Genomic DNA, 21,627 nt, shown 5'->3' on the forward strand with positions numbered 1-21,627 from the left:
CCCATGTCGCCGTACCTCCGGCATCGTTCGGCGGGTTCGTCACGTCGTTGCACTCTCCGTCAATGTTCAGTAGGGCTTCTCGCGGTGCGTATTACGCGGGAGGTCTGGGAGGAGGCTCTCTCCCGGGCCGTGGTCACGACGGCCCACCCGGCGGCTGTCGCCGGGGCGGCCGTCTCTGTCCAATGGGACCCGCAGCGCTCGCCGCGCGAGGCGGCGCTTAACCACTACAACATTCAGGTCGGCATAGGCCGTCATTTGATTCGCGCGTTCACCAACGACTGGATGGTGAGTCTCACCGACCTGACCCCGCAGGTCCGCAGTGCTGCCTCCCTGGCACAGTCCGGGCATGCCGCGAAATCCCAGCGACTGTTCCCCGCAGAGCGCGCCTACCCGCTGCCTCGGGCACGGGAGATCCGCCTTTCTCAGGTGGGTGACGGAACGAGCCCCGCTGCAAGCCCTGTGTTTCAGGGCCGGGTATGCCGGAGCGATCCGCAGAGCGAGGGGTCTGGGGGCGGCCGTCCGTGCTGGCGGGGTTGCGTACGCGCGTGGCACGGGCGTTGTGGGGCTACGGGCGCAGTTCCCTCCTTGAGTTCGGCCCGCCGGTTGACCACCGATGGCGTCGCCCCGCACGCCGCCTTGCAACCCAAGGCCACTGGATCCGGTACACGAACACCCAGCTCAACTCCGTCGGGTCCACCCTTGCGAAGGGAGGGGGCGTTGGCCCGGTGTCGCTGCTATCTCTCGGACACCAACGACGACGAGCGGGCACTGATCGACCCGCTGTTGCCCACTTCGGCCCGGAGACACCCAGGAGCGGACGGGACGGTCCGGGAAACACCCGCCGCGCGAGATCGTGGGCGCAGTTCGGTACGTCGTCGATTCCGGCTGCAAGTGGAGGGCCCTGCCCAAGGACTGTCCGCGCTGGCGGACCTGCTACAACTCCCCGGCTCGCTGGACCGCCGGTGTGATTGGGCAGATCCGCGACCGGCTCCGCAAACGCGTCCGTCTGGACATGGGTCGCTCACGCGGCGCGGTCGCCACCATCATCGACTCCGAGTCCGTCAAGGCTGCCGAGGCTGTCGGCAAGGACTCGCGCGGCTACGACGCGGCGAAGAAGACCAACGGCAGGAAGTGACCCCTGGCGGTCGACAGCAAAGTCCTGTCGCTGTTCGGCAGGATCACCCCCCGCCGACATGACCGACCGCGACGCGGCCAAGGAAGTCCTGTAGAGACTGAGACTCGTGCACCCCGAGGTCACGATCGTTCGGGCAGATTCCGCCTACGCCGGTCAGCTCGTCGAGTGGGCGAATCACTTGCCGACAGTCCCGGTGCGCCAGCCGGTCCCTCCCGCGAACACACACGTGACTGACCGCGGTCACGCCGGCGACCGCCGACTCCACTCCAGCACTTCTGTCATACCTGGATCGGGAGCCAAGTGCTGAGTACTGGGTACTCAGAACCCGTCGCCTCATCCGAAGGCGACGTTGTACGTGCGCTGGAGTGCGTGCCAAGCCGGCCACCGTCCCCGCGCTACAACGAGCCCGAACTCTGCCCTCCTGAGTTCCACCGGGCGGCGGTGGATCGGTCAAGGGCGCGGGCGGAGTCCGTCGAAGATGACGTTGAGCGTACGGTCCCGCAGTTGCGGGTCCCATTGGTTGCGCTCCGCGGCCATGCACGCTGCTCCCAACAGGGCGAGCAGTTCGGGCATGCCCACGTCCTCGCGTACCGCGCCTGCCTGTTGGGCGCGCACGAACAGCGTCTCGATCGCAGACCGTATCGACGCCCCGGCCTCGGACAGTCCGGCCTTCACGTCGACCCCGGCGTCGCCGAGGGTGTCGGCCATGGCCTTCATGCGGCTCGCGTTGTCGACGACGTCGGTGAAGAATTCGACGAACGCCGGGCCCGCGTCGCTCGTCGCGTACGAGGTCGTCGCGCGTTCGGCCAACCGCCGCATCCGGTCGTCGAGGATTGCGGCGTAGAGCGCTTCCTGGGTGGGGAAGTGGCGGTAGATCGTGCCGAGGCCGACGCCCGCCTGCTGGGCGACGGCCCGCATGGACGCGGCGACCCCGTCGCGGGCCAGTACGGTCTCCGCCGCCTCCAGGACGAGCGCACGGTTGCGCAGGGCGTCCGCGCGCAGCGGCTTGGCCTCCTTGGTCATGCCTTCCCCTGACTCGTTGACATACGGAACAGCTGTTCCGTATGTTCTCGGCATCCGAACCGGAACACGTGATCCGATTCTATCGGGCCGTCCCGGCACGTCCCGTCCCGGCACATCCCACGAGTAGGAGGCCAACACGGATGGAATACGCACGACTCGGTGAATCGGGCCTGAAGGTCTCCCCGGCGAGCCTGGGGACGATGAACTTCGGCCCTCCCGGAGGGGTGGGCGTCGGCAGCTGCGACGATGCCGAGGCCCTGCGCATCATCGATGCCTTTCTGGACACCGGACACAACGTCATCGACACGGCCGATGCCTATACAGGCGGCGAGTCCGAACGAATCGTGGGCCGCGCCATCAAGCGGCGGCGCGACGCCGTCGTCCTCGCCACGAAGGCGTTCCTCCCACAGGGTCCGGGCGTGAACGACAGGGGCCTGTCCAGGGCTCACCTCACCCGAGCCCTCGACGCAAGCCTGCGCCGGCTCGGTACGGACTACGTCGACCTCTACCAGTGTCACCAGTGGGATCCGGACACCCCGATCGAGGAGACCATGGCGACCCTCGACGGCTTCGTCCGCTCCGGCAAAGTGCGGTACGTCGGCTGCTCGAATTTCACTGCCGCACAGATCGTCGAAGCCAAGTGGGCCGCCGAGCGCGTCAGCGGCACCCCCTTCGTCAGCCTCCAACACCAATACTCGCTCCTCGCTCGGAGCAGCGAAACCGAGCTTCTGTCGACCAGCGCGCGCCACGGCCTCGGAACCCTCGCCTGGTCCCCGCTGGGCGGCGGTGTCCTGACCGGCCGCTACACCCGCGACACGGCACCTGACCGTACGTCGCGCATCGGCCGGCTCATGGACTCGTCCTCGCCGCTCGCCCGTGCCTGGGCCGGCGAACTGCTCGCCGAGCACAACCTCACCATCGCCGACGAAGTCGGCGACATCGCGGCCACACTCGGCTCGACCCCCACCGCGGTGGCGCTGGCCTGGGTGCGCAAGCGCCCCGGCGTCACCTCGGTGATCATCGGCCCCCGCACCCTCGACCAGCTGACCGGAAACCTCGCGGGCTTCACCCTGGACCTCCCCGCCGACCTGATCGCACGCCTCGACGCCGTCTCCGCCCGTACCGTCGGCGCTTGATCCAGGCGAGGCTGCGCCCAGGCGGTGTCCTGGGGACTTCCCATTCGAGGTCGGTGGCCATCGCTGCCTCTTTCGCCGCGGATGGCCACGGGCAGCTGAGCGGATGAGCCGCAGCCGACGGGTAGGAACAGTCGAAAATGCCTACACGGCCATGATGCGGCCCGCTACCCGGGCCACCAGTGCACCTGCGCCCGGATGTCATGGCATGCACTGGCCGTGACGCTTCACCGGCCGCCTGCACCGCATGAGCGGTGCGTTGCCTTCGGCTGCAGGTGGCTTTGCTCCGGCCTGCGGATAGGACGCCCGCAGGCCGGGGTGTGTCTCGGCACCTGCCCGACGCGCTACTTGAGCCGGAAGTGCCCACGCCGCGAGCTGTGGGTCTCGGTCGAATACGCCACCACAAGGGTTGCCACCACAGGCAGCAGGAGGGCGGGCGTCCCTCTCGCTCACCTCTCGCCGTCTCCGGTGCCGAGGATGGTGTGGGCGGCCTCGGTGAGCCGGGCGCAGCGTCGGGTCATGGCCTCGGGCGACTGGTCGGGGTGGTTGATCCACCAGCGGACCAGGGCGGTGCACAGGCCGCGCCACGCGTGTTTGAGGGCGTCGGCGTCCAGCGGGTCGGTGGTGCCGGCTGTGTGGAGGAGTTCGGCGGTGCCCGTTGCGGCGAGGTCGTCGATGGCGTCGCGGTAGTACGCGGCGCGCCGGGCGGCGTCGCTGCCGGGGGGGAGCGTGGGGTCGTACAGGACGAACCACGCTTCGCGCCGGCCGTCGAGGGCGGTGAAGAGGGCGCTGAGGACGCGCAGGGGTGTGGGCGGCGCGTCGGTGTCGTGTTCGGCCATGGCGGCGTGGATGGCGTCCAGCAGCTGGTCGCCGACCGGGTCGAGGCAGGCCAGGTAAAGGTCTTGCTTGCCGCCGAAGTACTGGTGCAGTAGCGGCTTGGTGACGCCGATACGTCCGGCGATGGCGGCCACGGTGGTGGCCTCGTAGCCGTGGCGGCCGAACTCCTCGGTGGCCGCGGCCAGGATCTGTCGTTCGCGATCGGCTCTCGGCACGCCCTTGGTGCCGGCTTTGGAGGAGGGCGTTGTCATGGGGCCATATCTTACCCTAAGGTAATTTACCTAAGGGTAAGTTGGATCGGACCCCACTGGGAGCACCCTCATGCCTGCGACCCCCTCCGCGCCCCGCTCCTCCCGCACCCGCTCCTGGTGGGGCTGGGGCTATGCGGACGCCCACCCCGACGACGCCGAATGCGCCGCCCTGGGGGCTCTGCTGCCAGGCGCCCTGGCCCGCCCGCTGCCGATACCCCGCATCGCCGACCTGGCCATCGGCCGCCCCGCGATGACACCCCCGACATCCCTGGCCCACCTGGTCACCACCGACCCGCCGGCGCGCGCCGCCCACGCCATGGGCAAGGCGTACCGCGACGTCATCAGGGCCCTTCGCGCCCGCCCGGGCCGGATCCCCGACCTCGTCGCCCACCCGGCCGACGACCGGGACGTGACCGACCTGCTGGACTGGGCCGGGGAGCACGACGTAGCCGTCATCCCCTTCGGTGGCGGTTCCTCGGTGGTCGGCGGCGTGGAGTACCGCGGCGACGCCCACCGCGCCGTGCTCTCACTCGACCTGACCGCGATGGACCGGGTCCTCGACATCGACACCGTCAGCCGCTCGGCTCGTATCCAGGCAGGGGCCCTCGGCCCGGTACTGGAGGAGCAACTGCGGCCCCACGGCCTGACCCTGCGCCACTTCCCTCAGAGCTTCGAGTTCTCCACCCTTGGTGGGTGGCTCGCCACCCGGGCCGGCGGGCACTACGCAACCGTCCACACCCACATCGACGACTTCGTGCAGTCCCTGCGTGTCATCACGCCCGCCGCAGCCGGCAGCTCCTGGCGCTTGCCCGCCTCCGGCGCCGGCCCCTCGCCCGACCGGCTCTTCCTCGGATCCGAAGGCGCGCTCGGCGTCATCACCGAGGCCTGGATGCGCCTGCAGGAACGCCCCCGCCACAAAGCCTCCGCATCCCTTGCCTTCGCCGACTTCCACCACGCGCTGGACGCCGTACGCGCCATCGCCCAGTCCGACCTCGCCCCGGCCAACTGCCGCCTGCTCGACGCGGGCGAGGCCCTGCTCTCCGGCGCCTCCCGCGACGGCTCCTCCGTCCTGGTCCTCGGCTTCGAATCCGCCACCACCCCCGTCGACGACCGCCTCGCCACCGCCGTGGACCTGGCCCGCACCCACGGCGGCCACGCCGAAGAGCACCCGGCGGACCGCGACGCCCCGGCCGGCTCGGCCGTCAACGCCTGGCGCTCGGCGTTCCTGCGCATGCCCTACCTGCGTGACGGCCTGGCCCGCATGGGCGCCGTCGTCGAAACCTTCGAAACCGCCGCCACCTGGGACAAGATCCCCGCCCTCATCGACGCCGTCCGCACCGAGGTCGCCACCGCCGCCATGAAAGCCACAGGCCACCCGGCCACCATCAACTGCCGCCTGACCCACGTCTACCCCGACGGGGCGGCCCCCTACTTCACTGTGGCCGTCGCCGGCCGCCCCGGCGACGAGGTCGCGGTCTGGGACGACATCAAGGCCGTCGCGGGCGAGGTCCTGCACCGCCACCGCGCCACGATCACCCACCACCACGCCGTCGGCCGCGACCACCGCACCGGCTACGACCTCCAGCGCCCGGACCCCTTCGCTCTGGCACTGCGCGCTGCCAAGGACGCCCTGGACCCCCACCGCATCCTGAACCCCGGTGTCCTGCTCGACTGACAAGACCGGGCGGTCCAGCGGGCGGTCTCGTCGGCCTCGGAGGTGCTGTCGTCACCCGCACGCTCACACCAGGCGGTACGGGGCTCGCGACTGGACGTGCCGAAGTGCTGCACAACGGGGGAGCGTTGGCCCAGACTGGACTCTGACACGTGGCTGAGCCGGCGCCGGGGGAGCGGGAGAGCGATCGGTGGGGATCTCACTGGCCGAGGTAGGGGCGGAGCTGCCGCCCGAGCTGTATGCGGCGCAGGACGAAGGGGCTCCGGCAGAGTTCCGGTTCGAGGTCGAGCCGGCCGAACTGTCGCTGGAAGTGGAGTCCCGGCGTGACGGGAATGGCGTGGTGAAGGTCGAGGTCGCCCTGCCCGGGTCACGACCGGCGTGCAGGCCGGTGGCGGGCCGGGCAGTACCCACGGTAGGTGCCCATTTTGGGTTCCGGGTGCGTGACGAGGCACATGGTGGGGAAAGGGTCAGAATCCGGAGACCCGCGGGCGGCTTGGACGCCCGGGACAGCGCGGATACCGTGGTTGACGGCTCACCTACGGCATCCATCGACAGGGAGCCCCGGCCCTGGGAGTCGTGAGGTGGATCCGGAACGGCTGGTCCTCGTACGCACAAGTGGTCCCAGTGGGTTGGGCTCTGGGTACCTCGTGGGCCCCCACCTCGTTCTGACCGCCCTGCATGTGGTGCGCGACGAGGGCCGCTGGGTGACGGAGGTGACGGCCGGCGTCGGGCACCCCCGCTATGGCCCGGCACCCGTCGACAGGCGGGCCCGCGTGTGCTGGCCCGACACCCGACTGGAGGTCCCCGCCGACGACGCCTTGGACGTGGCGCTGCTGTGGCTCGACGAGCCGGTGGCCACCGATGGTGGCCCCGTGCGGTGGGGGCAGCCCAGCGGGATCGCACCGGTGCCGTTCGAGGGTGCAGGATTTCCCGCCTTCGCTTCACAGCCCGGGAGCGGGGCGGAGGTCGAGTACCTGCGTGGAGAGCTGCCTGTGGTCTCCACGACGTCGTCCGGCTGGGTACTGGACTGCCCCGTGTGGCCGGCCTCCCCGGTCGACGGGCGGCGCCCGGGCGTCGGACGGGTCGCCGCCCTCGAACGCGGCGCACGTGGCCTTTACGAGTCGCTCGGCTACGAGACGACCTCGGTGAAGATGCGCAAGAAACTCGGCTGAGCCTCAGGCGACGTTTGCCCTGCCGACGACGGCGCGTAGGCGCCGGTCGTCGGCGTGACGGTTCCGCCAGATGATGTAGCGGCGGATCATGCTGCCCTGTTCCTTGCGGGTGGCGTGGTCGGTGCCGGCGAGGGTGAAGTAGCGCAGGGCGGTGAACTGGGCCTCGATGCGGTTGAGCCAGGAGGAGCTCGTCGGCGTGTAGGCGATTTCGACGTTGCTCGCGGTGGCCCAGTCGCCGACGCGCTGGCACTTCCTCGTGGTCAGGTGTGGGGAGAAGTTGTCAGGGTCCTTGTGCTTGCCGCCGTGTTCGGCCCACTGCCGGCCGGGGTGCGGCATGAGGTTGAGCGGGCCGAACTCGTCCACGCAGAAGATGACGTCGGGCTCGCCCTCCTCGGGTATGACCTCGCCGCCGGCGATCGCGTAGAGGTGCTCGACCCTCGCCTTCTTGGTCGAGTAGTCGGGGTTGCGGGGGGCCTCCAGGTCTTCAGGCGTTGAAAGGAGACGCCCTCCTCGCGGAGCAGGATGCGCAGGCCCTCGTGGCTGATGTCGTCGACCACCCCCTCGGCGACCAGGAAGTCCGCCGGCTGGGTCAGACTCCAGGTAGAAAAGGGCAGGTCGTGCTCGGCCGGCTTGGACTTCGCGATCTTCTTGATCTCACGCCGCTCGGGCAGCGCGAACGTCTTCGGCCGCCCGCCCTTGTACTTCGGATACAGCGAGTCGAAGCCGTCGGTGTTGAAGTTGTGGATCACATCCCGGACCCGGTCCGCGCTGGCGAACGACACCTCGGCGATCCTCGCCACGGGCATGCCCTGCGCGGACAGCAGGACCATCTGGGCCCGTCGCCAAGTCACCACCGATCCGCTGCCCGGCGGATGATCCGCAGCAGCCGCCGGCCCTCGTCATCATCGATCTCACGTACGCGAACCCGTTCCGCCACCCGCACACGGTGACCGCCGCCCGTCATCCGGCGAAGGACCCCGGGCGGCGCGTCACATCACAACAGGGCAAACGTTGACCGACACTGGCCCAGGGACCGCCGAGGCGTCGGGGACCGACCGAAAGAACGAGACGCCGCTCCTCCCAACGGCGAGGCGGGTCCGGCCTCGACGCCGATGTACCCGCCGCCGGGCTCAGCGATCGTGGACCTACCGATCCTCGCCACAACAACGGAGCCCATGATGAGAACACGTCACACCACCACACTGGAAGACCAGCGGATCCCGGTGAGAGCCAAGCTTGCCGCAGCGTGGACAAGCTTCATGTTCCTGTACGTCTACGTGGACATCCTTGCCTTCTTCAAGCCCGGCGTCATCGATGACATTCTGGCCGGCGTCGTCTGGGAGTTCGACATCAGCCAGACGTTGTTGACCGCCTTCCTCGCGCTCCTGGCGATCCCGATCCTCATGGTAGTGCTGTCGACGACGCTGCCCGCCCGGGCGAACCGCATCACGAACCTCATCGTGGCCTCGGTACAGATCCCCTTCGCGGCATTCAACGCGGTGAGCGAGTCCTGGACGTACTTCTACGGCCTTGGCGTCGCACTGGAAGTGATCGTTCTCGCCCTCATCCTGCGGTACGCCTGGACCTGGCCCCGCACCGTCGGCGACCATGGCGACCAGCCCGGACCGTGAAACCGTTCGCGCCCAGCAGCAAGCGTGAACCCAAGAGCAGTCCTCGTCCTGTTCGGATGCCCCGGCGGATGATCCGCAGCAGCCGCCGGCCCTCGTCATCATCGATCTCACGTACGCGAACTCGTTCCGCGACCCGCACGCGGTGACCGCCGCCCGTCATCCGGCGAAGGACCCCGGGCGGCGCGTCACATCACAACAGGGCAAACGTTGACTGACACGGCACTAGCTGGTGACGCCCTTCACGGGAGCGGGCCGGTATACCCCGGAATCCTGCTGCTCCTCAGTGAAGATCCGACTGGACCTCGGTCAGTCGATGCCTTCGACGATGCGGAAGTCGCGCTCGACGCCGTCGGAGAGGGCGACCAGCGCCTCCTGGTAGGCCTCACTCTCGTGCGCCGCGACGGCCTGCTCGAAGCTGTCGAACTCGATCAGGACGGTGCGCTCGGCGATTCCGGCGTCATGCGCCACGACCCGACTGCCACGGGCGAGGACCCGACCGCCCCCGGCCTTGACGGCCGGAGGGGCCAGCTTGTTGTAAGCAGCCAGCTTCTCAGGGTCTGAAATGGTGCGGTAGACGCTGACCCAGTAGCCCTTGGGCATGGAACCTCCAGTGTGGGGATGAGTGCATCTGACTTACGGGTTGGTCTCGGACGAGCGTCGGCGGGCGAGAGCGAGGCTTGCCAGCGTCGTGATCGCCATGGCGCCGATGCCGACCAGCGCCGCGGTGGTGTAGGCGCTGTCGTCGGGGAAGAGGTGGCCCGGGCCGGTGCCCGCGGTGAGGATCAGGCCGCCGATGGCGCTGCCCAGGGAGTACCCGACGCTGCGGACGACGTAGTTGAAGCTCATGGCGCTCGACGTCTCGCTCTTGGGGGTGACGGCCAGGATCACGCCGGGCATCGCGGCCGAGAAGCCGCCGACGCCGAAGCCGAGCACGCCCATCGCCGCGAACAGTTCGGCCAGGTCCGACCGGGCCGCCGCGAACAGGGCGAACCCGCCGCCGACCACGACGGCGCTGCCGGCCAGGAGCAGGGGGTCGGCGATCCGCGTCCGGACCCGCGGCGTGAGCTTGCCGGCGACGAACCCCAGCCCCGAGAACGGGATGAGGACCAGCCCGGCGACGAAGGTCGTCAGCCCGAAGCCGTAGCCGGCGCCGTGAGGCGTCTGCGCGTACCGGGTGATGAGCGTGAGCAGGAGGTACATGCCGATCCCGCCGAAGAACATGGCGAGGTTCGCCCCGGCGACCGCCGGGTGCCGCACCGCCCGCACATCGACCAGGGGCGTCGTGCTGCGCAGCTCGATGACGGCCCAGACGCAGAGCAGCACCACCGCGACGACGGCGAGGCCTACCGCCACGGCGAGGTGCCGGCTCCACAGATTCCGTTCGCCGGCGAGGAACAGCACCAGGAGCAGCGCAGCGGCCAGGACGACCGCGCTTGCCACGTCCACGTGGGCGGAGCGGCCTTCGGGGGCTTCGGGCATGGAGCGCCACGCGGTCAGGAGGGCGGCGGCGGTGACGACCAGGCCGAGGCCGTAGGCGGCCCGTACCCCGCCGAGCTCGGCGAGCAGTGCGGCCAGCGGGTAGCCGATGCCGGCCCCGATGATCGAGACCACCGAGATCAGGGCGATCACGCCCGCGCTGCGCTCCTTGGGGAGGTGGTCCCGGGCCACGCTCATCATCAGCGCCGTCAGCCCGAGCCCGACGCCCTGGGCCGCCCTGCCGGCCAGCAGCCACGCGAACGGCAGTGGCAGCACGGTGAGCGCGCTGCCGGCGACGACGACCGCCAGCGTGGTGAGGATCGTGGCCCGCCGGTGCCGGCCGGCTCCGAGCCGGCCCAGGACAGGCGTGGCGACGGCGCCGCTGAGCAGCGCGACGGTCAGCGTCCACTGCGCGCTGCCGAGCGAGACGTGGAACGAGGTCGCCACGCTGGTGATGAGCGGCGTCCCGAGGCTGGCGACCGCCGCCACGACCAGAGCGATGAACATCAGGGCGGGGACCAGCAGCCGCGCCTCGGAACGCGCCACCGGGAACGCCTTCACCGCGACCCCGTCGACCGGCTGCCCGGTCACTGCTTCGGCCCTTCGCGGTCCTGGCTTTCGAGCTCTGCCAGATGCTTCAGCGCCGGAAGGGCCGCCGCCAGCGCCTCGACCTCGTCGCCGGTGAGCTCGCCGATCAACCGCTCGAACGCGTGGACGCCCGCCTGGCGCCGCGTCCGGACATAGGAGGCGCCGGCCTCGGTCAGACACACCAGCGTGACCCGCTTGTCGGACGCGTCGCCCCGCCGCTCGACCAGGCCGGACTCCTCCATCACCCGGACCAGGGCGGTCATCGCGGGCTGGGTGACGCCCTCGACCGCGGCCAGATCGGTGATGCGCCGCGGGCCGGTCCGGTCCAGGGTGGCCAGGGTGGCGGCGGACGTCAGGCTCATGTCCCGGGGCAGGCGTCTCGCGGCCCTGGTGGCCAGGCCGTAGAGGGCTGCCCCGATGGCGGCGGACGCGCCGGGAGCGGTGTCGTGACGACTCATGCTCGAAGCATAGCATTTTTATATTCATAGTTTATGTAAATGGTCGACTGGCGCGGGCGGCGCGCCCCTTGAGCAGGGCGGCCCGCCATATCCGGGTCAGTGCCAGGCCCAGCAGCCGGTCGGCGCGGTCGCCCTCGGCGAGTCGGTCGCGGAAGTCGGACAGCATGCTGTGGCGGAAGCCGGGGTCTTCCGGCTCCAGGCCGAGGGCGTACTCGAAGTCGATGCGGCAGTGCACCACCTTGGCGGCCTGGCGGTCCGACAGGTTCAGCGCGTACTACAGCACGCAGACGGTGGCCGCTGCGCGGGCGAGAGCCCGGGGCGGCCGTCGCGCGGGTACCAGGTGGTGAAGCCCTCGTCGCTGAACAGGCCGTCGAAGCGGTCGCGGATCCACATCGCAGCGGTGCCGTGGAGGTTGCTGGCCCGGGCGACCCTCACGGTCAGCGCCGGGATCTCGGCTCCGGGACGGGGCTGGAGGGACATGTCAGGCCCCTGGGGGACATGGGCAGAACGCCCCCCAAGCCTGACGCAACGTCACGATCGTTGACTGTCCGCCCTAAAGGTTCCCAACAGAGTCCGACCCGGAAGACCTGGCGCGCATCCCGCCGTACCTGACCGGACACATCAACCGGTTCGGCGAGTACAGCACCCACGAACTCGGCATCCAGCCCGAGGCGTACGACCCGAAACTCGACGTCGAGGTCGACTTCACTTCGCTGCGCGAGCAGGACCCGACCGCCGCCGGTCTCGGCCAGGCTGCCTGAGCCGTGAGGGAACTAACTGATGACACCCTTCACGGGAGCGCGCCGGTATACCCCAGAATCCTGCTGCAAGGGTCGGCCTCCAACACCGTGGCCGCCCGGGCAGGTGATCCGATAGCGCTGCCGTGGGGGCGGGGTTTGTGACGGTTCTTGTGGGCCCTCGCCGTATTCAGAGGGATACCCGCGCTGTTCTGCCAGTGGCAGAACACCGGCCGGACCGGACTCGGCGATCACTACAGTCCAGTCTCATGACGACGATTACGACGCGTACGGTCGAGTATCCGGCCGACGGTTTGACAATGATCGGGCACCTCGCGCTCCCGGCCGGTGTCGACCGCCGGCCCGCGGTGCTGCTCGGACCAGAGGGCACGGGGCTCAGCGACGTCGAACGCCGCCGGGCCGATGCTCTCGCCGAGCTGGGATACGTAGCGCTGGCCTTCGACCTTCACGGCGGGCGCTATTTGGGCGACCCCGAGGAGATGCTGGCCCGTTGCCTGCCGCTGCTCGCCGACCCCGACCGGATGCGGGGCATCGGCCATGCGGCACTCGACGTGTTGCGCACCGAATCGCGGACCGACCCCGACCGGATCGCCGCCGTCGGCTACGGCACCGGGGGCGCCGTCGGGCTGGAACTCGGGCGCGACGGCGTCAACCTGCGCGCGATCGGGACAGTCAACGCACTGACCACGGGCCGACCGGGCGAGGCGGCGCGCATTCGCTGCCCGGTGTGGGCCGGGGTCGGATCGGAAGACCCGATCATGCCGCCCGCGCAACGGAACGCGTTCACCGCCGAGATGCAGGCCGCGGGCGTCGACTGGCGCCTCGCGGTCTACGGCGGCGCCTTGCACGCCTTCCACCACCCGCCGGTCGGCCACCCCGTGGTCCCCGGCGTCGGCTACCACCCACAGCACGCGCAGCGAGCCTGGCGCGACGTCGTCGACCTGCTCGCCGAGTGCCTGCCCGTGACGGAGGATCTGGGGCATGACCCAGGCAAGCATGCTGGCCCCGGGCACTGACAGTCCACTCCCCTCAAGTCCGCACCTCTGACGAACTGTGGCTACTGGCTGGCGGCGGCTTGCCGCATGGAACGAGGCTGGCGTGCGGGACCGGCTCCGCACGATCCTGCTGACGAAGCCGCGGTCGGCCAAGCAGCTGGACTGATCGAGAGGCGGTGATCGACTTCGGCCGGTGAGTGACGAGTGGGGGTTCTTCTCGAGGCTTCCCATGACGCAGCATGATCCGTAGAGTGCCGCCCCATGCCCTCGAAATTCGTGCTGGCGCTGAGGTTGTACGCGATCCCCGTGCTCGGCAGCTTCGCACTCGCTCTGCACCACAAGACCAAGACGGGGAGCTGGACGTTCCCCGTCTACTTCACCATTCCCACGCTCGCGTGGGCCACGTATGCGTTCTGGCACAACTCCAGCCCCGAGCGCGTCGCGCGCCTGCAGGCCCGCAAGGCAGATCGCCGCGCCGCGAAGCTGCGCGGCTGACAGCAGCGGCACACGACGCTCGGTTGGCCCAGGAAAGGAGACCCATGACGAATGGCGCGGCACCTGAGTCCCTGGCCGGCGGGCTGCCCGTGTCTCCACTGCTGGCACGAACGCAAGGCTGAACTTCCTTCCCCCCGTCGGCGTTGCGGCAGCAGCTATCAATTGCTCACTGCCGATCGGCACCCCTGTTCACGGTCTGAGCCGGTTCCGCTGTACGTCGAAGCAGACCAACCCCATGGACTCTGCCACGGCTGCCGCGTAAGCCGATGCTTCCTCGGCCATGCTCCACCGCATGGGAAGTAGATCAGCGGGCCAGTGGCCTCTCCGATCAACGGGCCTGTCGACCCGGGCGAGGCGTCCTCCTCGTTTTCGGTGATGTCACGCCACCGTTCAAGCAACGCGGCCACGTAGGCGGCTATGCGTTCAGACGGAGGCTCTTCCACCTCGCCGTCGACGTACTGCAGGACCTGTCCGGGCGATCACGCTGTGGTGACGTGTCAAGGGCTGCTGTCGCAGGCCATCCGTAGGATTCGCAGACATGGGAGCGAGCAGATGGTCGTACTTCACGCCTTTCCAGCACAGTGAGCAGGATGCATTGAACGATCTTCGCGAGACGGTCTTCGCCCAGGAGGTCGAGTACTACCGGGAAGCAGGAATCGAGACGCTGGCAGCACTGATGGCGAGCGGTTGGCTGGAGGAGGAGCCGGCGCATTCCGTGCTGGACGTCGAGCGCGTGGTCCGTTGCGAGGAGCACATGGAGGAACCTGGCGACGTGAGGGTGGTCGAAGAGGCGGAAGTCGTCGAACTGTTCGGGACGGCGCAGCCCGGACGGGAGATCGTCGAGCAGGCCCTGAAGCGGGCCGGAGACGGCTGGTTCCCTCCGTTCGACCGCGGCTCCGGCTGCTGCACGATCGTTTACGAAGACGAGGGACGCCCGGCAGAACTGTGCTTCTGGGGTTCCACCGGAGACTGATCAGGGCCACACGGCCAGAGATGCCATCGGCACTGTTCTGGTCGATCATGTGCGGAGCCGGATCACGAGGGCTGCGGCAGTCACGGTCCGGGAGAAAGACGTGGCCGCGCTTGTCGTAGCGAGTGGCCACTGCTCTGGCGTGCTTGAGTCGGTTGATGGCCCGTTCAACGGTGTTGCGCTTCTTGTGCCGATCTTCGTCGAACCCAGGAGGCCGTCCACCGCGTGACCCTTTGCCCAGACGGGCGGCCTGGCTGTCGGTCTTCTCCGCAATCGCGTTCCGGATGCCCCGGCGCCGCAGGTACTCGCGGCACGGACCGTTGCTGTAAGCCTTGTCCGCGGCCAGGCTGTCCGGCTTCTTCCGGGGCCGTCCCGGCCCGGGTCGAGGGACGCGGATCTTCTCCAGCACGGGCTTGAACCGGGTGCAGTTCGCCCGCTGTCCTGGGGTGACGATCAGGGACAGCGGACGGCAGCGCCGACCTGGACGGCCCGCAGGGCCGTCTCCCGCGGGCTGGCCGCTGGTGATCAGGCCGGTGCGCTGTCGATGGCCCCACGCTCTTGTCCCGGGGCGTGGCTGCCCCAGGGTGCCCGCCGTGGGCTACTCACACGACGTCATGACGTCCGTCCTGGTGGCGCCGCTTCCACCAGATGTCCAGATCCGCGAAGCCACGCCAACTGGCGCGGTACGTAGCCCGCCCCGGCGGACCGCAAACGAGAAGGCGTCAGCCCTCCTCAAATCCGCGGAAGGTCCCTGACTCATCCGTGGCGTCGGCGAACTCCGCAAAGTCCATGTTGGCGATGCCGAGGTTGGCCGAGACGTCAGGGAACCACCGAGCAGGGACCCTGAACGTTCGCCCGGGCTCGTCCGAGAGGTCCACGGCCAGGAGCGGGTGGCCCGGATCCTTCATCGTGGCTGCGTCAGCCAGAAACATGTTGACGATCTGGTCGTTCTCGTCCGCAGCAACCTCTTCGGCCATCAAGGCCTGGACCCCCACGCCGGCAAAGCGAAGCTCGCTGACATACGTGGCAAAGGGGGACTCGCCAGCAGCGTCGACTGCGGCTCGAACCGAGTCCCAGGCTCCCTCGTCACCGAAGTCAGTACGCAGGACCAGCGAGGTCAGATCATCAGGCTGAGGCAGAGACATCTCAAGATCCTCTCACCTGGCGCTGACATCGACTGCCCAGACCAGGCACCCACTGCACCGGCGGGACTCCTCAACGCAATCTTGCGATACCGAACACCCTCACCGGGATAAAACGCTCTTTCAGGTACTGGACAGGCTTGAGGAGCCCTATCGGCGGACGAGAAGGCCGACACGCGGCGACTGTGAGCGCTGGGGGAGCACGGTGCGGATAGCGTCGGGCGAGGCCATGGAAGCCGGTCCCTACGCACAGAAGGAATACGGTCGCAGTGTCGCGCAATCGCCGCTTGATCCTGAGCCCGCCGTCCCTGGTGTGGAGCCTGTTGTCCGACGGGCATCGCTACGGGGAGTGGGTCTCAGGAACCCAGCAGATCATCACCGTCGACCCGCAGTGGCCCGAGGTGGGCGCTCGGCTCGGGGTCCGGGTGGGAGCAGGGCCTCTCACCCTCGATGACACCTGTGTCGTCCGCATCTGCGAGCCTGAGCGGCGCTTGGAACTGGAGGCGAAGGCAGAACCTTTCGGTGCTGCCCGTATCGCCATGAACCTGATTCCCTGGGGCGAGCACACACTCTTCCTGCTCGAATGGCACCCTCTCCGGGGCCCGGGCACCCGTATGCACGGGCTTCCCGTCGACTACATCGTCTCCATCCGTAACGGCATGATGCTGACGAAGTTCGCTCGGATCGCCGTGAGCGAGCAGCACAGGAATGCCGCCGACGTTCCGTCAGGAGCATTCGGCCGTTGATGCGTCGCACTCCCGGGCAGCGGGAAGCGGACCAGGCACGGGCCATGCCCACGGCGATGGGGTTGATCCCCTGGCGGAGCAGGCTGTCGCTGCGGCGGGCTCCGGCCGCTGTGCTAGGTGCTGGATGTCCTGTCAGTCCGATGCGGCGTCAGGTCCCGGGCGGTTAGCGGCCCGGTCCCGACCGTCGGTCGGGACCGGATCGGTCGCCGGGCCAGCCGGTCGCCGGGTCGGCCGGTCGGCTGTCGTGGATCGTTGTGGGCGCGCATTCCGGCGGCCTGCCGCGGGGTCTACTGCTCGCTCGTTTAGTAGACGCGCGGTCCGCTGGTGTTGATGGCGGTGATTGAACCTCTTTCATCCTGTGCTGGAGGATGAAATGGGCTGGTCAGCGAGTGTGGTGACGAGGCAGAGCCTCTCGTCGTTGGCGTGGTGATTCCACTCATCACACCGGCGACCGAAGGGGCCCCGCCGGTTCCGTATCCTGCCACGCTAGACGTCCGCATGAGCTCGTCGAGCATGTTCCTGACCGCTGTACGAGCATCGCTTGGCCCGCAACACCCGCTGGCGCAAGCTCGGCTGCTTCTAGGACTTGTCCGGGCGATCACGCTGTTCGTTAGGGTGCGAGCGTGTCGAAGACGAGCGTGAGCAACGAGACGGACAGCATGCTCTGCCTCTGGGTCGAGCCGTGGGGAACCGATCACTGGATGCGTCCTGGCGAGGAGTTCACCGTGGTGACGGAGACGGATCCGGAGGAGTCTCCCTTCAACGTGGTGGTCCACGACCAGGGCATCACGATATGGGTGAACTCCGCCAACGACGCCGAGGTCTTCGACAAGAACGGCAACCCAGCGCCGTGTGGGCACCAGCGTCCGACAGACGCCGGGTTCTGAGGAGTCTGGCCTGTCAGGACCTCAGTCAGATCGCGAGGGCGGCGGCAGTCGCGGTGCCGAGGTAGACGTAGCCGCGTTTGTCGTAGCGGGTGGCGATGGCTCGGGCCTGCTTGAGCCGGTTGATGGCCCGTTCGATGGTGTTGCGTTTCTTGTACCAATCTTCGTTGAAGTCGGGTGGCCTTCCGCCGCGTGATCCTTTGCGCAGGCGGGCGGCCTGGCTGTCGGTCTTCTCCGGGATCGTGTGCCGGATGTCGCGTCGTCGCAGGTATTCGCGGATTGGTCCGTTGCTGTATGCCTTGTCCGCGGCCAGGCTGTCCGGCTTCTTCCGGGGCCGTTCCGGACCCATCCTGGGGACGCGGATCTTCTCCAGCACGGGCTTGAACTGGGTGCAGTCCGCCCGCTGTCCCGGTGTGATGATCAGGGACAACGGGAGGCAGCGTCCGTCCGCACTCAGGTGGAGCTTGGTGGTGAAACCGCCGCGCGAGCGGCCCAGGCCCTCACTTCCCGCACCACCTCCACCAGGCGGGCGACGAGGCTCTGCCACGGCGTCTCGTCCTGGTGTTCTGGCGCCTCCCCTTTGACGCGGGGCCGGCGGTGGATCGGTGCGGGCGCCGGCCGCGTGCTGGTGAGCACGCTCGATGGTGGAGTCGACCGAGATGTCCCAGTCGATCTCGCCTGCTGCGTCGACCTCTGCCTGGACCTGCTGGAGCAGTCGTTCCCAAGTTCCGTCGGCCGACCACAGGCGGTGCCGTTCATAGACCGTTTTCCATGGACCGAACCGTTCGGGCAGGTCACGCCACTGGACCCCGGTCCGCACCCGGTGCAGAATCCCGTCGATTACCTGCCGGTGATCCCTCTACCTGCCACAACGCCTGTTGCTGACCGGCAGGAACGGCCGTAGCCCTTCCCACTCGGCATCCGTGAGATCACCCCGCCCCATGTCCACATCAACGATTCGGGCCCGGAGTAGTCACATGATCGGCCGGACAAGTCCTGGCCGGCCACCCGCCATGCCCAAGCGGGACTTCCTGCCGGGCGGCGCTTCCGAACCCGCCGGTCTCCGCGCGAACGTGGCCGGGCTCGCCCTGTTCCGCTACACGCACCTGGTGCGGCGTCGTTTTCGGCCAGACCGGCAACACGCCCGGTTATGCCCAGTTCGCCGCGGCCACCCCCGACGGCCGCCGCCGCACCGTCACGGCCTCCGTGACCAGCCAGATCCCGCTCGACCCGGCCCTGCTCACCCGGCTGCGGGCGACCGAGGAGAAGTCCGTCTGCGCCTTGCCGGACCACGGGCGCTCCTGAGGTCGGCTTCCGCGGCCGCGCTCCGGTTGGGCTATGACTGGGAAGTTTCGACGACGGTGCAGGGCGCGATTACGGCTGAAAGCAGCGTGGGTTGGGGTGAACTAGGAGATACGCGCTGGTAACTTACGTGAGTTGATCAAGGTCGCGGCTCCCTCCGTGGAGTCCTCGGCCCGAGCCACCCCCCAAGCAAGGAACCGCATTGGCCCGCACCATCCGCACCATCCGCACGACGGCCCTTCCACTCGCCCTCTCCGCCCTCCTGCTGTCCGCTGTCCCGGCGTTCGCTGACGCGCCCACTCCGCACCTGGACGCGGTGGAGCAGTCCCTGCGTCAGGTCTCTCCGGGCCTGGAGGGCTTCGTCTGGGAGCGCACGGCGGGGAACAGGCTGGGCGCCTCCACCCCCGGCGCCTCCGACTGGCTGCTCCAGACCCCCGGCTGCTGGGGCGATCCCACCTGCGCCGACCGCTCAGGCTCCCGGCGCCTGCTGGAGAAGGTGCGCGAGGACATCGCGAACGCCCGGTACAGCGTGGACATATCCACTCTGGCCCCGTTCCCCAACGGAGCCTTCCAGGACGCGATCGTGGCCGGCCTGAAGGAGGCCGCGCAGAAGGGCAACCGGCTTCAGGTTCGCATCCTGGTCGGCGCCGCACCCATATACCACGCCAACGTGATTCCGTCCGCCTACCGCGACGAGCTGGTGGACAAGCTCGGTCCGGAGGCCGCGAGCGTCACTCTCGACGTGGCCTCGATGACGACGTCGAAGACCGGTTTCTCCTGGAATCACTCCAAGCTGGTGGTGGTGGACGGGAACTCGGTGATTACCGGCGGCATCAACAGCTGGAAGGATGACTACCTCGACACCACCCACCCGGTGAACGACGTCGACCTCGCGCTGTCCGGCCCGGCGGCGGGCTCCGCCGGACGCTACCTCGACACGCTGTGGGACTGGACCTGTCGCAACAAGAACAACTGGACCACCGTTTGGTTCGCCTCCTCCAACGGCGCGGGCTGCCTGCCCACGCTGCCCCGGGTTGCCGCCCCGCCCGCCGACGGTGACATTCCCGCCCTCGCGGTGGGCGGCCTCGGCATCGGGATCCGGCAGAGCGACCCGTCCTCGTCGTTCCGGCCCGTCCTGCCGACGGCCTCGGACACCACCTGCGGCTTCGGGGTGCACGACTACACCAACGCCGACCGCGACTACGACACGGTCAACCCGGAGGAGAGCGCACTGCGCGCCCTGGTCGCCAGCGCGACCGAGCACGTCGAAATCTCGCAGCAGGACCTGAACGCGACCTGCCCGCCGCTGCCCCGCTACGACATCCGGTTCTACGACACCCTCGCCGCGAAACTTGCCGCCGGTGTGAAGGTGCGCATCGTCGTCAGCGACCCGGCCAACCGCGGCACCATCGGCAGCGGCGGCTACTCGCAGATCAAGTCGCTGTCCGAGGTGAGCAACGTGCTGCGCGGCCGCCTCAAGGTCCTGACCGGCGACGAGCCGAAGGCGCGGGCCGCAATGTGCCAGAACCTGCAGCTCGCAACCTTCCGTGCCTCGGACAAGCCGACGTGGGCGGACGGCAAGCCGTACGCCCAGCACCACAAGCTGGTCTCGGTGGACGACTCGGCCTTCTACATCGGCTCGAAGAACCTGTACCCCTCCTGGCTTCAGGACTTCGGCTACGTGATCGAAAGCCCCGCCGCCGCACGCCAGCTGGCCGACGGGCTGCTCGCGCCGCAGTGGAAGTACTCGCAGGCGACGGCGACGTACGACTACACGCGCGGCGTCTGCCAAGGCTGACACCCGCCCGCCCGGCACCTGGGCGCACTTCGGGTCAGCGTGTCCGCTGACCCGAAGTGCACACCCGGCACCGTGTACGTCGTCGTTGCAGTTGCGGGCCCGGTCCCGTACAAACTCGGGCAGTGTGCCCGTGCGTCCGGAACGGTCGCTGCGCGCTGTTTCGGTTCAGGGAAGCGATCATGAGCCGGGAGTATCACTTTCATTGCGAGCGCGCCGGCTGCTCGGTCACCGTGGACCTGCGGATGGGCGGGACGCGGGAGCTGGAGCTCCTCGTGGACGGGAAGCAGGTCGCCGCTGCCAGCGTCCATGGCCACCACGCGCAGACGGCGGTGATGACCACGATCCTGCCCACCGACCCGCCTCGCGGCATCGAGGTCGAGGTGACGCTCCCGGGCGCTCTCGGCGGCGATCCGGCAAGCATCCTGCTCGCGGGTGGCGAACGCACTCCCATGCCCGCCCGGGAGGTTCCCCGGCGGGCGCGTCCGGCGGAGGCCGACTGGTACTCCTGACCATGCCGGGGCGCCCGGCACGGCGCGTGCTCGCCCAGTTCGAAGCCGCCGTCGGGGGGGGGCAGACGGGTCGGCGTGCGGGTCGTGGATGGGCGGGGCCTGTTCTCCGTCGAACACTCGGCGGAACCAGTTCCGCTCCACCTCTGCCATGTGCTGGACGAGGCCGGTCAAGGTGAAACCGGACGGTGGCACGGACGCGACGGTGGCCTGCCCGTCGTCCAGGCCCTCGCAGCCCTCGCACTTCATGGCGAGGGTGGCGCGGTGAAAGTCGAGCCGGCTTTCGGAGCGCGGTGCGCTCGTCGGCGTTCAGGGGCGGCAGAAGGCGTTCGATGGCGCTCATCAGCAGATCATCGCCAGCAGCCGAAGCTGTCGACAGGCAGGGCCTCCGGCAGGGGGAACGTTGCCTGATGCGACATCAGCAGGAGTTGGTCTTCCCACGCCTCCGGTGAATCCTCGATTCTGGGGACGCGTACACCCACACCAAGCCTTGTGCGAAGGGAAGTTCGTCATGCCCGCATGGCCGCGCAAGGCTTGACCCGCCTGCAGGCGCCCCGTCGCGGTGAACCCGAACAGTCGGCGGATCGCTGACCTCAAGCCCCCGCGGCCCAGCGAGCGCGCCTGGACCTCGTTCCTGTGCGGCGGGTAAGAACGG

The 21,627-nt window shown here is 68.9% G+C and carries 20 protein-coding genes and 7 pseudogenes; 15 read left to right on the top strand and 12 right to left on the bottom strand.

Features of this window, described 5'->3' with window-relative positions; genetic code table 11:
• Positions 1-3 precede the first annotated feature (3 nt).
• Positions 4-378, top strand: a pseudogene (locus ACFCY7_RS03870) (DUF4291 family protein); the annotation flags it as partial.
• A 339-nt stretch (positions 379-717) separates the two neighbouring features.
• Positions 718-1,358 (top strand): annotated as a pseudogene (locus ACFCY7_RS03875) (transposase); the annotation flags it as partial.
• A gap of 227 nt (positions 1,359-1,585) precedes the next feature.
• Here ACFCY7_RS03875 and ACFCY7_RS03880 read toward each other — a convergent pair.
• Entirely contained in the window at positions 1,586-2,158 is a 573-nt protein-coding gene (locus tag ACFCY7_RS03880; RefSeq protein WP_376481037.1) for a TetR/AcrR family transcriptional regulator, read from the bottom strand.
• Positions 2,159-2,298: 140 nt separating this feature from the next.
• Here ACFCY7_RS03880 and ACFCY7_RS03885 point away from each other — a divergent pair, with 140 nt between their 5' ends.
• Positions 2,299-3,294: an aldo/keto reductase gene (locus tag ACFCY7_RS03885; RefSeq protein WP_376481038.1), complete on the top strand. Its 996-nt coding sequence runs from the start codon at positions 2,299-2,301 to the stop codon at positions 3,292-3,294.
• A gap of 446 nt (positions 3,295-3,740) precedes the next feature.
• Here the strand turns inward: ACFCY7_RS03885 and ACFCY7_RS03890 are convergent, their stop codons facing one another.
• Positions 3,741-4,379, bottom strand: coding sequence for a TetR/AcrR family transcriptional regulator (locus tag ACFCY7_RS03890; RefSeq protein ID WP_376481040.1), 639 nt, complete (start codon positions 4,377-4,379; stop codon positions 3,741-3,743).
• A 70-nt stretch (positions 4,380-4,449) separates the two neighbouring features.
• On the opposite strand from ACFCY7_RS03890, the gene ACFCY7_RS03895 reads away from it, so the two are divergent.
• The 3 genes from ACFCY7_RS03895 to ACFCY7_RS03905 all read left to right on the top strand — a co-directional run bounded on the left by ACFCY7_RS03895 (position 4,450) and on the right by ACFCY7_RS03905 (position 7,223).
• On the top strand, positions 4,450-6,054 hold the full coding sequence (locus ACFCY7_RS03895) for an FAD-binding oxidoreductase (RefSeq protein WP_376481041.1): 1,605 nt from the start codon (positions 4,450-4,452) through the stop codon (positions 6,052-6,054).
• Positions 6,055-6,241: 187 nt separating this feature from the next.
• Positions 6,242-6,631, top strand: coding sequence for a trypco2 family protein (locus ACFCY7_RS03900; protein WP_376481043.1), 390 nt, complete (start codon positions 6,242-6,244; stop codon positions 6,629-6,631).
• 67 nt (positions 6,632-6,698) lie between these two features.
• Positions 6,699-7,223 carry a trypsin-like serine peptidase gene (locus ACFCY7_RS03905; protein WP_376481044.1) on the top strand — a complete coding sequence of 175 codons (525 nt, stop codon included), beginning with the start codon at positions 6,699-6,701 and terminating at the stop codon, positions 7,221-7,223.
• A 3-nt stretch (positions 7,224-7,226) separates the two neighbouring features.
• On the opposite strand, the pseudogene ACFCY7_RS03910 reads toward ACFCY7_RS03905, so the two are convergent.
• A pseudogene (locus tag ACFCY7_RS03910) lies at positions 7,227-8,160 on the bottom strand (helix-turn-helix domain-containing protein).
• 238 nt (positions 8,161-8,398) lie between these two features.
• Here ACFCY7_RS03910 and ACFCY7_RS03915 point away from each other — a divergent pair.
• Positions 8,399-8,854 (top strand): DUF6326 family protein, encoded by a 456-nt coding sequence (locus ACFCY7_RS03915; protein WP_376481046.1) that lies wholly within the window; start codon positions 8,399-8,401, stop codon positions 8,852-8,854.
• A 306-nt stretch (positions 8,855-9,160) separates the two neighbouring features.
• Here ACFCY7_RS03915 and ACFCY7_RS03920 read toward each other — a convergent pair whose 3' ends face one another.
• The 5 genes from ACFCY7_RS03920 to ACFCY7_RS03940 all read right to left on the bottom strand — a co-directional run bounded on the left by ACFCY7_RS03920 (position 9,161) and on the right by ACFCY7_RS03940 (position 11,856).
• Positions 9,161-9,454, bottom strand: coding sequence for a DUF1330 domain-containing protein (locus ACFCY7_RS03920; protein ID WP_376481048.1), 294 nt, complete (start codon positions 9,452-9,454; stop codon positions 9,161-9,163).
• A 33-nt stretch (positions 9,455-9,487) separates the two neighbouring features.
• Positions 9,488-10,921, bottom strand: a complete 1,434-nt coding sequence (locus ACFCY7_RS03925; RefSeq protein ID WP_376481050.1) for an MFS transporter — start codon at positions 10,919-10,921, stop codon at positions 9,488-9,490.
• The gene (locus ACFCY7_RS03930; protein ID WP_308407322.1) at positions 10,918-11,280 is read right to left on the bottom strand and encodes a MarR family transcriptional regulator; all 363 of its coding nucleotides are present in this window, start codon (positions 11,278-11,280) and stop codon (positions 10,918-10,920) included. The genes ACFCY7_RS03925 and ACFCY7_RS03930 overlap by 4 nt, the downstream gene beginning before the upstream one ends.
• 127 nt (positions 11,281-11,407) lie before the next feature.
• The gene (locus tag ACFCY7_RS03935) at positions 11,408-11,614 is read right to left on the bottom strand and encodes a transposase (protein ID WP_376481051.1); all 207 of its coding nucleotides are present in this window, start codon (positions 11,612-11,614) and stop codon (positions 11,408-11,410) included.
• A gap of 26 nt (positions 11,615-11,640) precedes the next feature.
• Positions 11,641-11,856: a hypothetical protein gene (locus ACFCY7_RS03940; protein WP_376481053.1), complete on the bottom strand. Its 216-nt coding sequence runs from the start codon at positions 11,854-11,856 to the stop codon at positions 11,641-11,643.
• 526 nt (positions 11,857-12,382) lie between these two features.
• Here ACFCY7_RS03940 and ACFCY7_RS03945 point away from each other — a divergent pair.
• The 3 genes from ACFCY7_RS03945 (at position 12,383) to ACFCY7_RS03955 (ending at position 14,597) form a co-directional block, all read left to right on the top strand.
• On the top strand, positions 12,383-13,150 hold the full coding sequence (locus ACFCY7_RS03945) for a dienelactone hydrolase family protein (RefSeq protein WP_376481055.1): 768 nt from the start codon (positions 12,383-12,385) through the stop codon (positions 13,148-13,150).
• A 240-nt stretch (positions 13,151-13,390) separates the two neighbouring features.
• Entirely contained in the window at positions 13,391-13,624 is a 234-nt protein-coding gene (locus tag ACFCY7_RS03950; RefSeq protein ID WP_376481057.1) for a hypothetical protein, read from the top strand.
• A gap of 538 nt (positions 13,625-14,162) precedes the next feature.
• Positions 14,163-14,597, top strand: coding sequence for a hypothetical protein (locus ACFCY7_RS03955; protein ID WP_376481059.1), 435 nt, complete (start codon positions 14,163-14,165; stop codon positions 14,595-14,597).
• 115 nt (positions 14,598-14,712) lie between these two features.
• Here ACFCY7_RS03955 and ACFCY7_RS03960 read toward each other — a convergent pair.
• Positions 14,713-15,177, bottom strand: a pseudogene (locus tag ACFCY7_RS03960) (transposase); the annotation flags it as partial.
• Positions 15,178-15,316: 139 nt separating this feature from the next.
• Entirely contained in the window at positions 15,317-15,739 is a 423-nt protein-coding gene (locus ACFCY7_RS03965; protein ID WP_376481061.1) for a DUF6924 domain-containing protein, read from the bottom strand.
• 266 nt (positions 15,740-16,005) lie between these two features.
• On the opposite strand from ACFCY7_RS03965, the gene ACFCY7_RS03970 reads away from it, so the two are divergent.
• The 3 genes and pseudogenes from ACFCY7_RS03970 (at position 16,006) to ACFCY7_RS03980 (ending at position 17,369) form a co-directional block, all read left to right on the top strand.
• Positions 16,006-16,482 (top strand): SRPBCC family protein, encoded by a 477-nt coding sequence (locus ACFCY7_RS03970; RefSeq protein WP_376481062.1) that lies wholly within the window; start codon positions 16,006-16,008, stop codon positions 16,480-16,482.
• 423 nt (positions 16,483-16,905) lie between these two features.
• Positions 16,906-17,062: pseudogene (locus ACFCY7_RS03975) on the top strand (IS5/IS1182 family transposase); the annotation flags it as partial.
• 43 nt (positions 17,063-17,105) lie between these two features.
• On the top strand, positions 17,106-17,369 hold the full coding sequence (locus ACFCY7_RS03980) for a hypothetical protein (protein ID WP_376481064.1): 264 nt from the start codon (positions 17,106-17,108) through the stop codon (positions 17,367-17,369).
• A 25-nt stretch (positions 17,370-17,394) separates the two neighbouring features.
• On the opposite strand, the pseudogene ACFCY7_RS03985 reads toward ACFCY7_RS03980, so the two are convergent.
• Positions 17,395-18,309: pseudogene (locus tag ACFCY7_RS03985) on the bottom strand (IS5 family transposase).
• Positions 18,310-18,870: 561 nt separating this feature from the next.
• Between ACFCY7_RS03985 and ACFCY7_RS03990 the strand changes: the two are divergent.
• Entirely contained in the window at positions 18,871-20,466 is a 1,596-nt protein-coding gene (locus ACFCY7_RS03990) for a phospholipase D-like domain-containing protein (RefSeq protein WP_376481065.1), read from the top strand.
• A gap of 179 nt (positions 20,467-20,645) precedes the next feature.
• Positions 20,646-20,975: a hypothetical protein gene (locus ACFCY7_RS03995; RefSeq protein WP_376481066.1), complete on the top strand. Its 330-nt coding sequence runs from the start codon at positions 20,646-20,648 to the stop codon at positions 20,973-20,975.
• 66 nt (positions 20,976-21,041) lie between these two features.
• On the opposite strand, the pseudogene ACFCY7_RS04000 reads toward ACFCY7_RS03995, so the two are convergent.
• A pseudogene (locus ACFCY7_RS04000) lies at positions 21,042-21,315 on the bottom strand (DUF664 domain-containing protein); the annotation flags it as partial.
• Positions 21,316-21,627: the final 312 nt, after the last annotated feature.

This window comes from Streptomyces sp. NPDC056361 (assembly GCF_042262805.1).
Classification (GTDB): domain Bacteria; phylum Actinomycetota; class Actinomycetes; order Streptomycetales; family Streptomycetaceae; genus Streptomyces.

Coding starts and splice junctions, on each gene's coding strand:
- ACFCY7_RS03880 (WP_376481037.1), bottom strand. CDS start 2,158: ATGACCAAGGAGGCCAAGCCGCTGCGCGCGGACGCCCTGCGCAACCGT.
- ACFCY7_RS03885 (WP_376481038.1), top strand. CDS start 2,299: ATGGAATACGCACGACTCGGTGAATCGGGCCTGAAGGTCTCCCCGGCG.
- ACFCY7_RS03890 (WP_376481040.1), bottom strand. CDS start 4,379: ATGACAACGCCCTCCTCCAAAGCCGGCACCAAGGGCGTGCCGAGAGCC.
- ACFCY7_RS03895 (WP_376481041.1), top strand. CDS start 4,450: ATGCCTGCGACCCCCTCCGCGCCCCGCTCCTCCCGCACCCGCTCCTGG.
- ACFCY7_RS03915 (WP_376481046.1), top strand. CDS start 8,399: ATGATGAGAACACGTCACACCACCACACTGGAAGACCAGCGGATCCCG.
- ACFCY7_RS03920 (WP_376481048.1), bottom strand. CDS start 9,454: ATGCCCAAGGGCTACTGGGTCAGCGTCTACCGCACCATTTCAGACCCT.
- ACFCY7_RS03930 (WP_308407322.1), bottom strand. CDS start 11,280: ATGAGCCTGACGTCCGCCGCCACCCTGGCCACCCTGGACCGGACCGGC.
- ACFCY7_RS03940 (WP_376481053.1), bottom strand. CDS start 11,856: ATGTCCCTCCAGCCCCGTCCCGGAGCCGAGATCCCGGCGCTGACCGTG.
- ACFCY7_RS03945 (WP_376481055.1), top strand. CDS start 12,383: ATGACGACGATTACGACGCGTACGGTCGAGTATCCGGCCGACGGTTTG.
- ACFCY7_RS03950 (WP_376481057.1), top strand. CDS start 13,391: ATGCCCTCGAAATTCGTGCTGGCGCTGAGGTTGTACGCGATCCCCGTG.
- ACFCY7_RS03955 (WP_376481059.1), top strand. CDS start 14,163: ATGGGAGCGAGCAGATGGTCGTACTTCACGCCTTTCCAGCACAGTGAG.
- ACFCY7_RS03965 (WP_376481061.1), bottom strand. CDS start 15,739: ATGTCTCTGCCTCAGCCTGATGATCTGACCTCGCTGGTCCTGCGTACT.
- ACFCY7_RS03995 (WP_376481066.1), top strand. CDS start 20,646: ATGAGCCGGGAGTATCACTTTCATTGCGAGCGCGCCGGCTGCTCGGTC.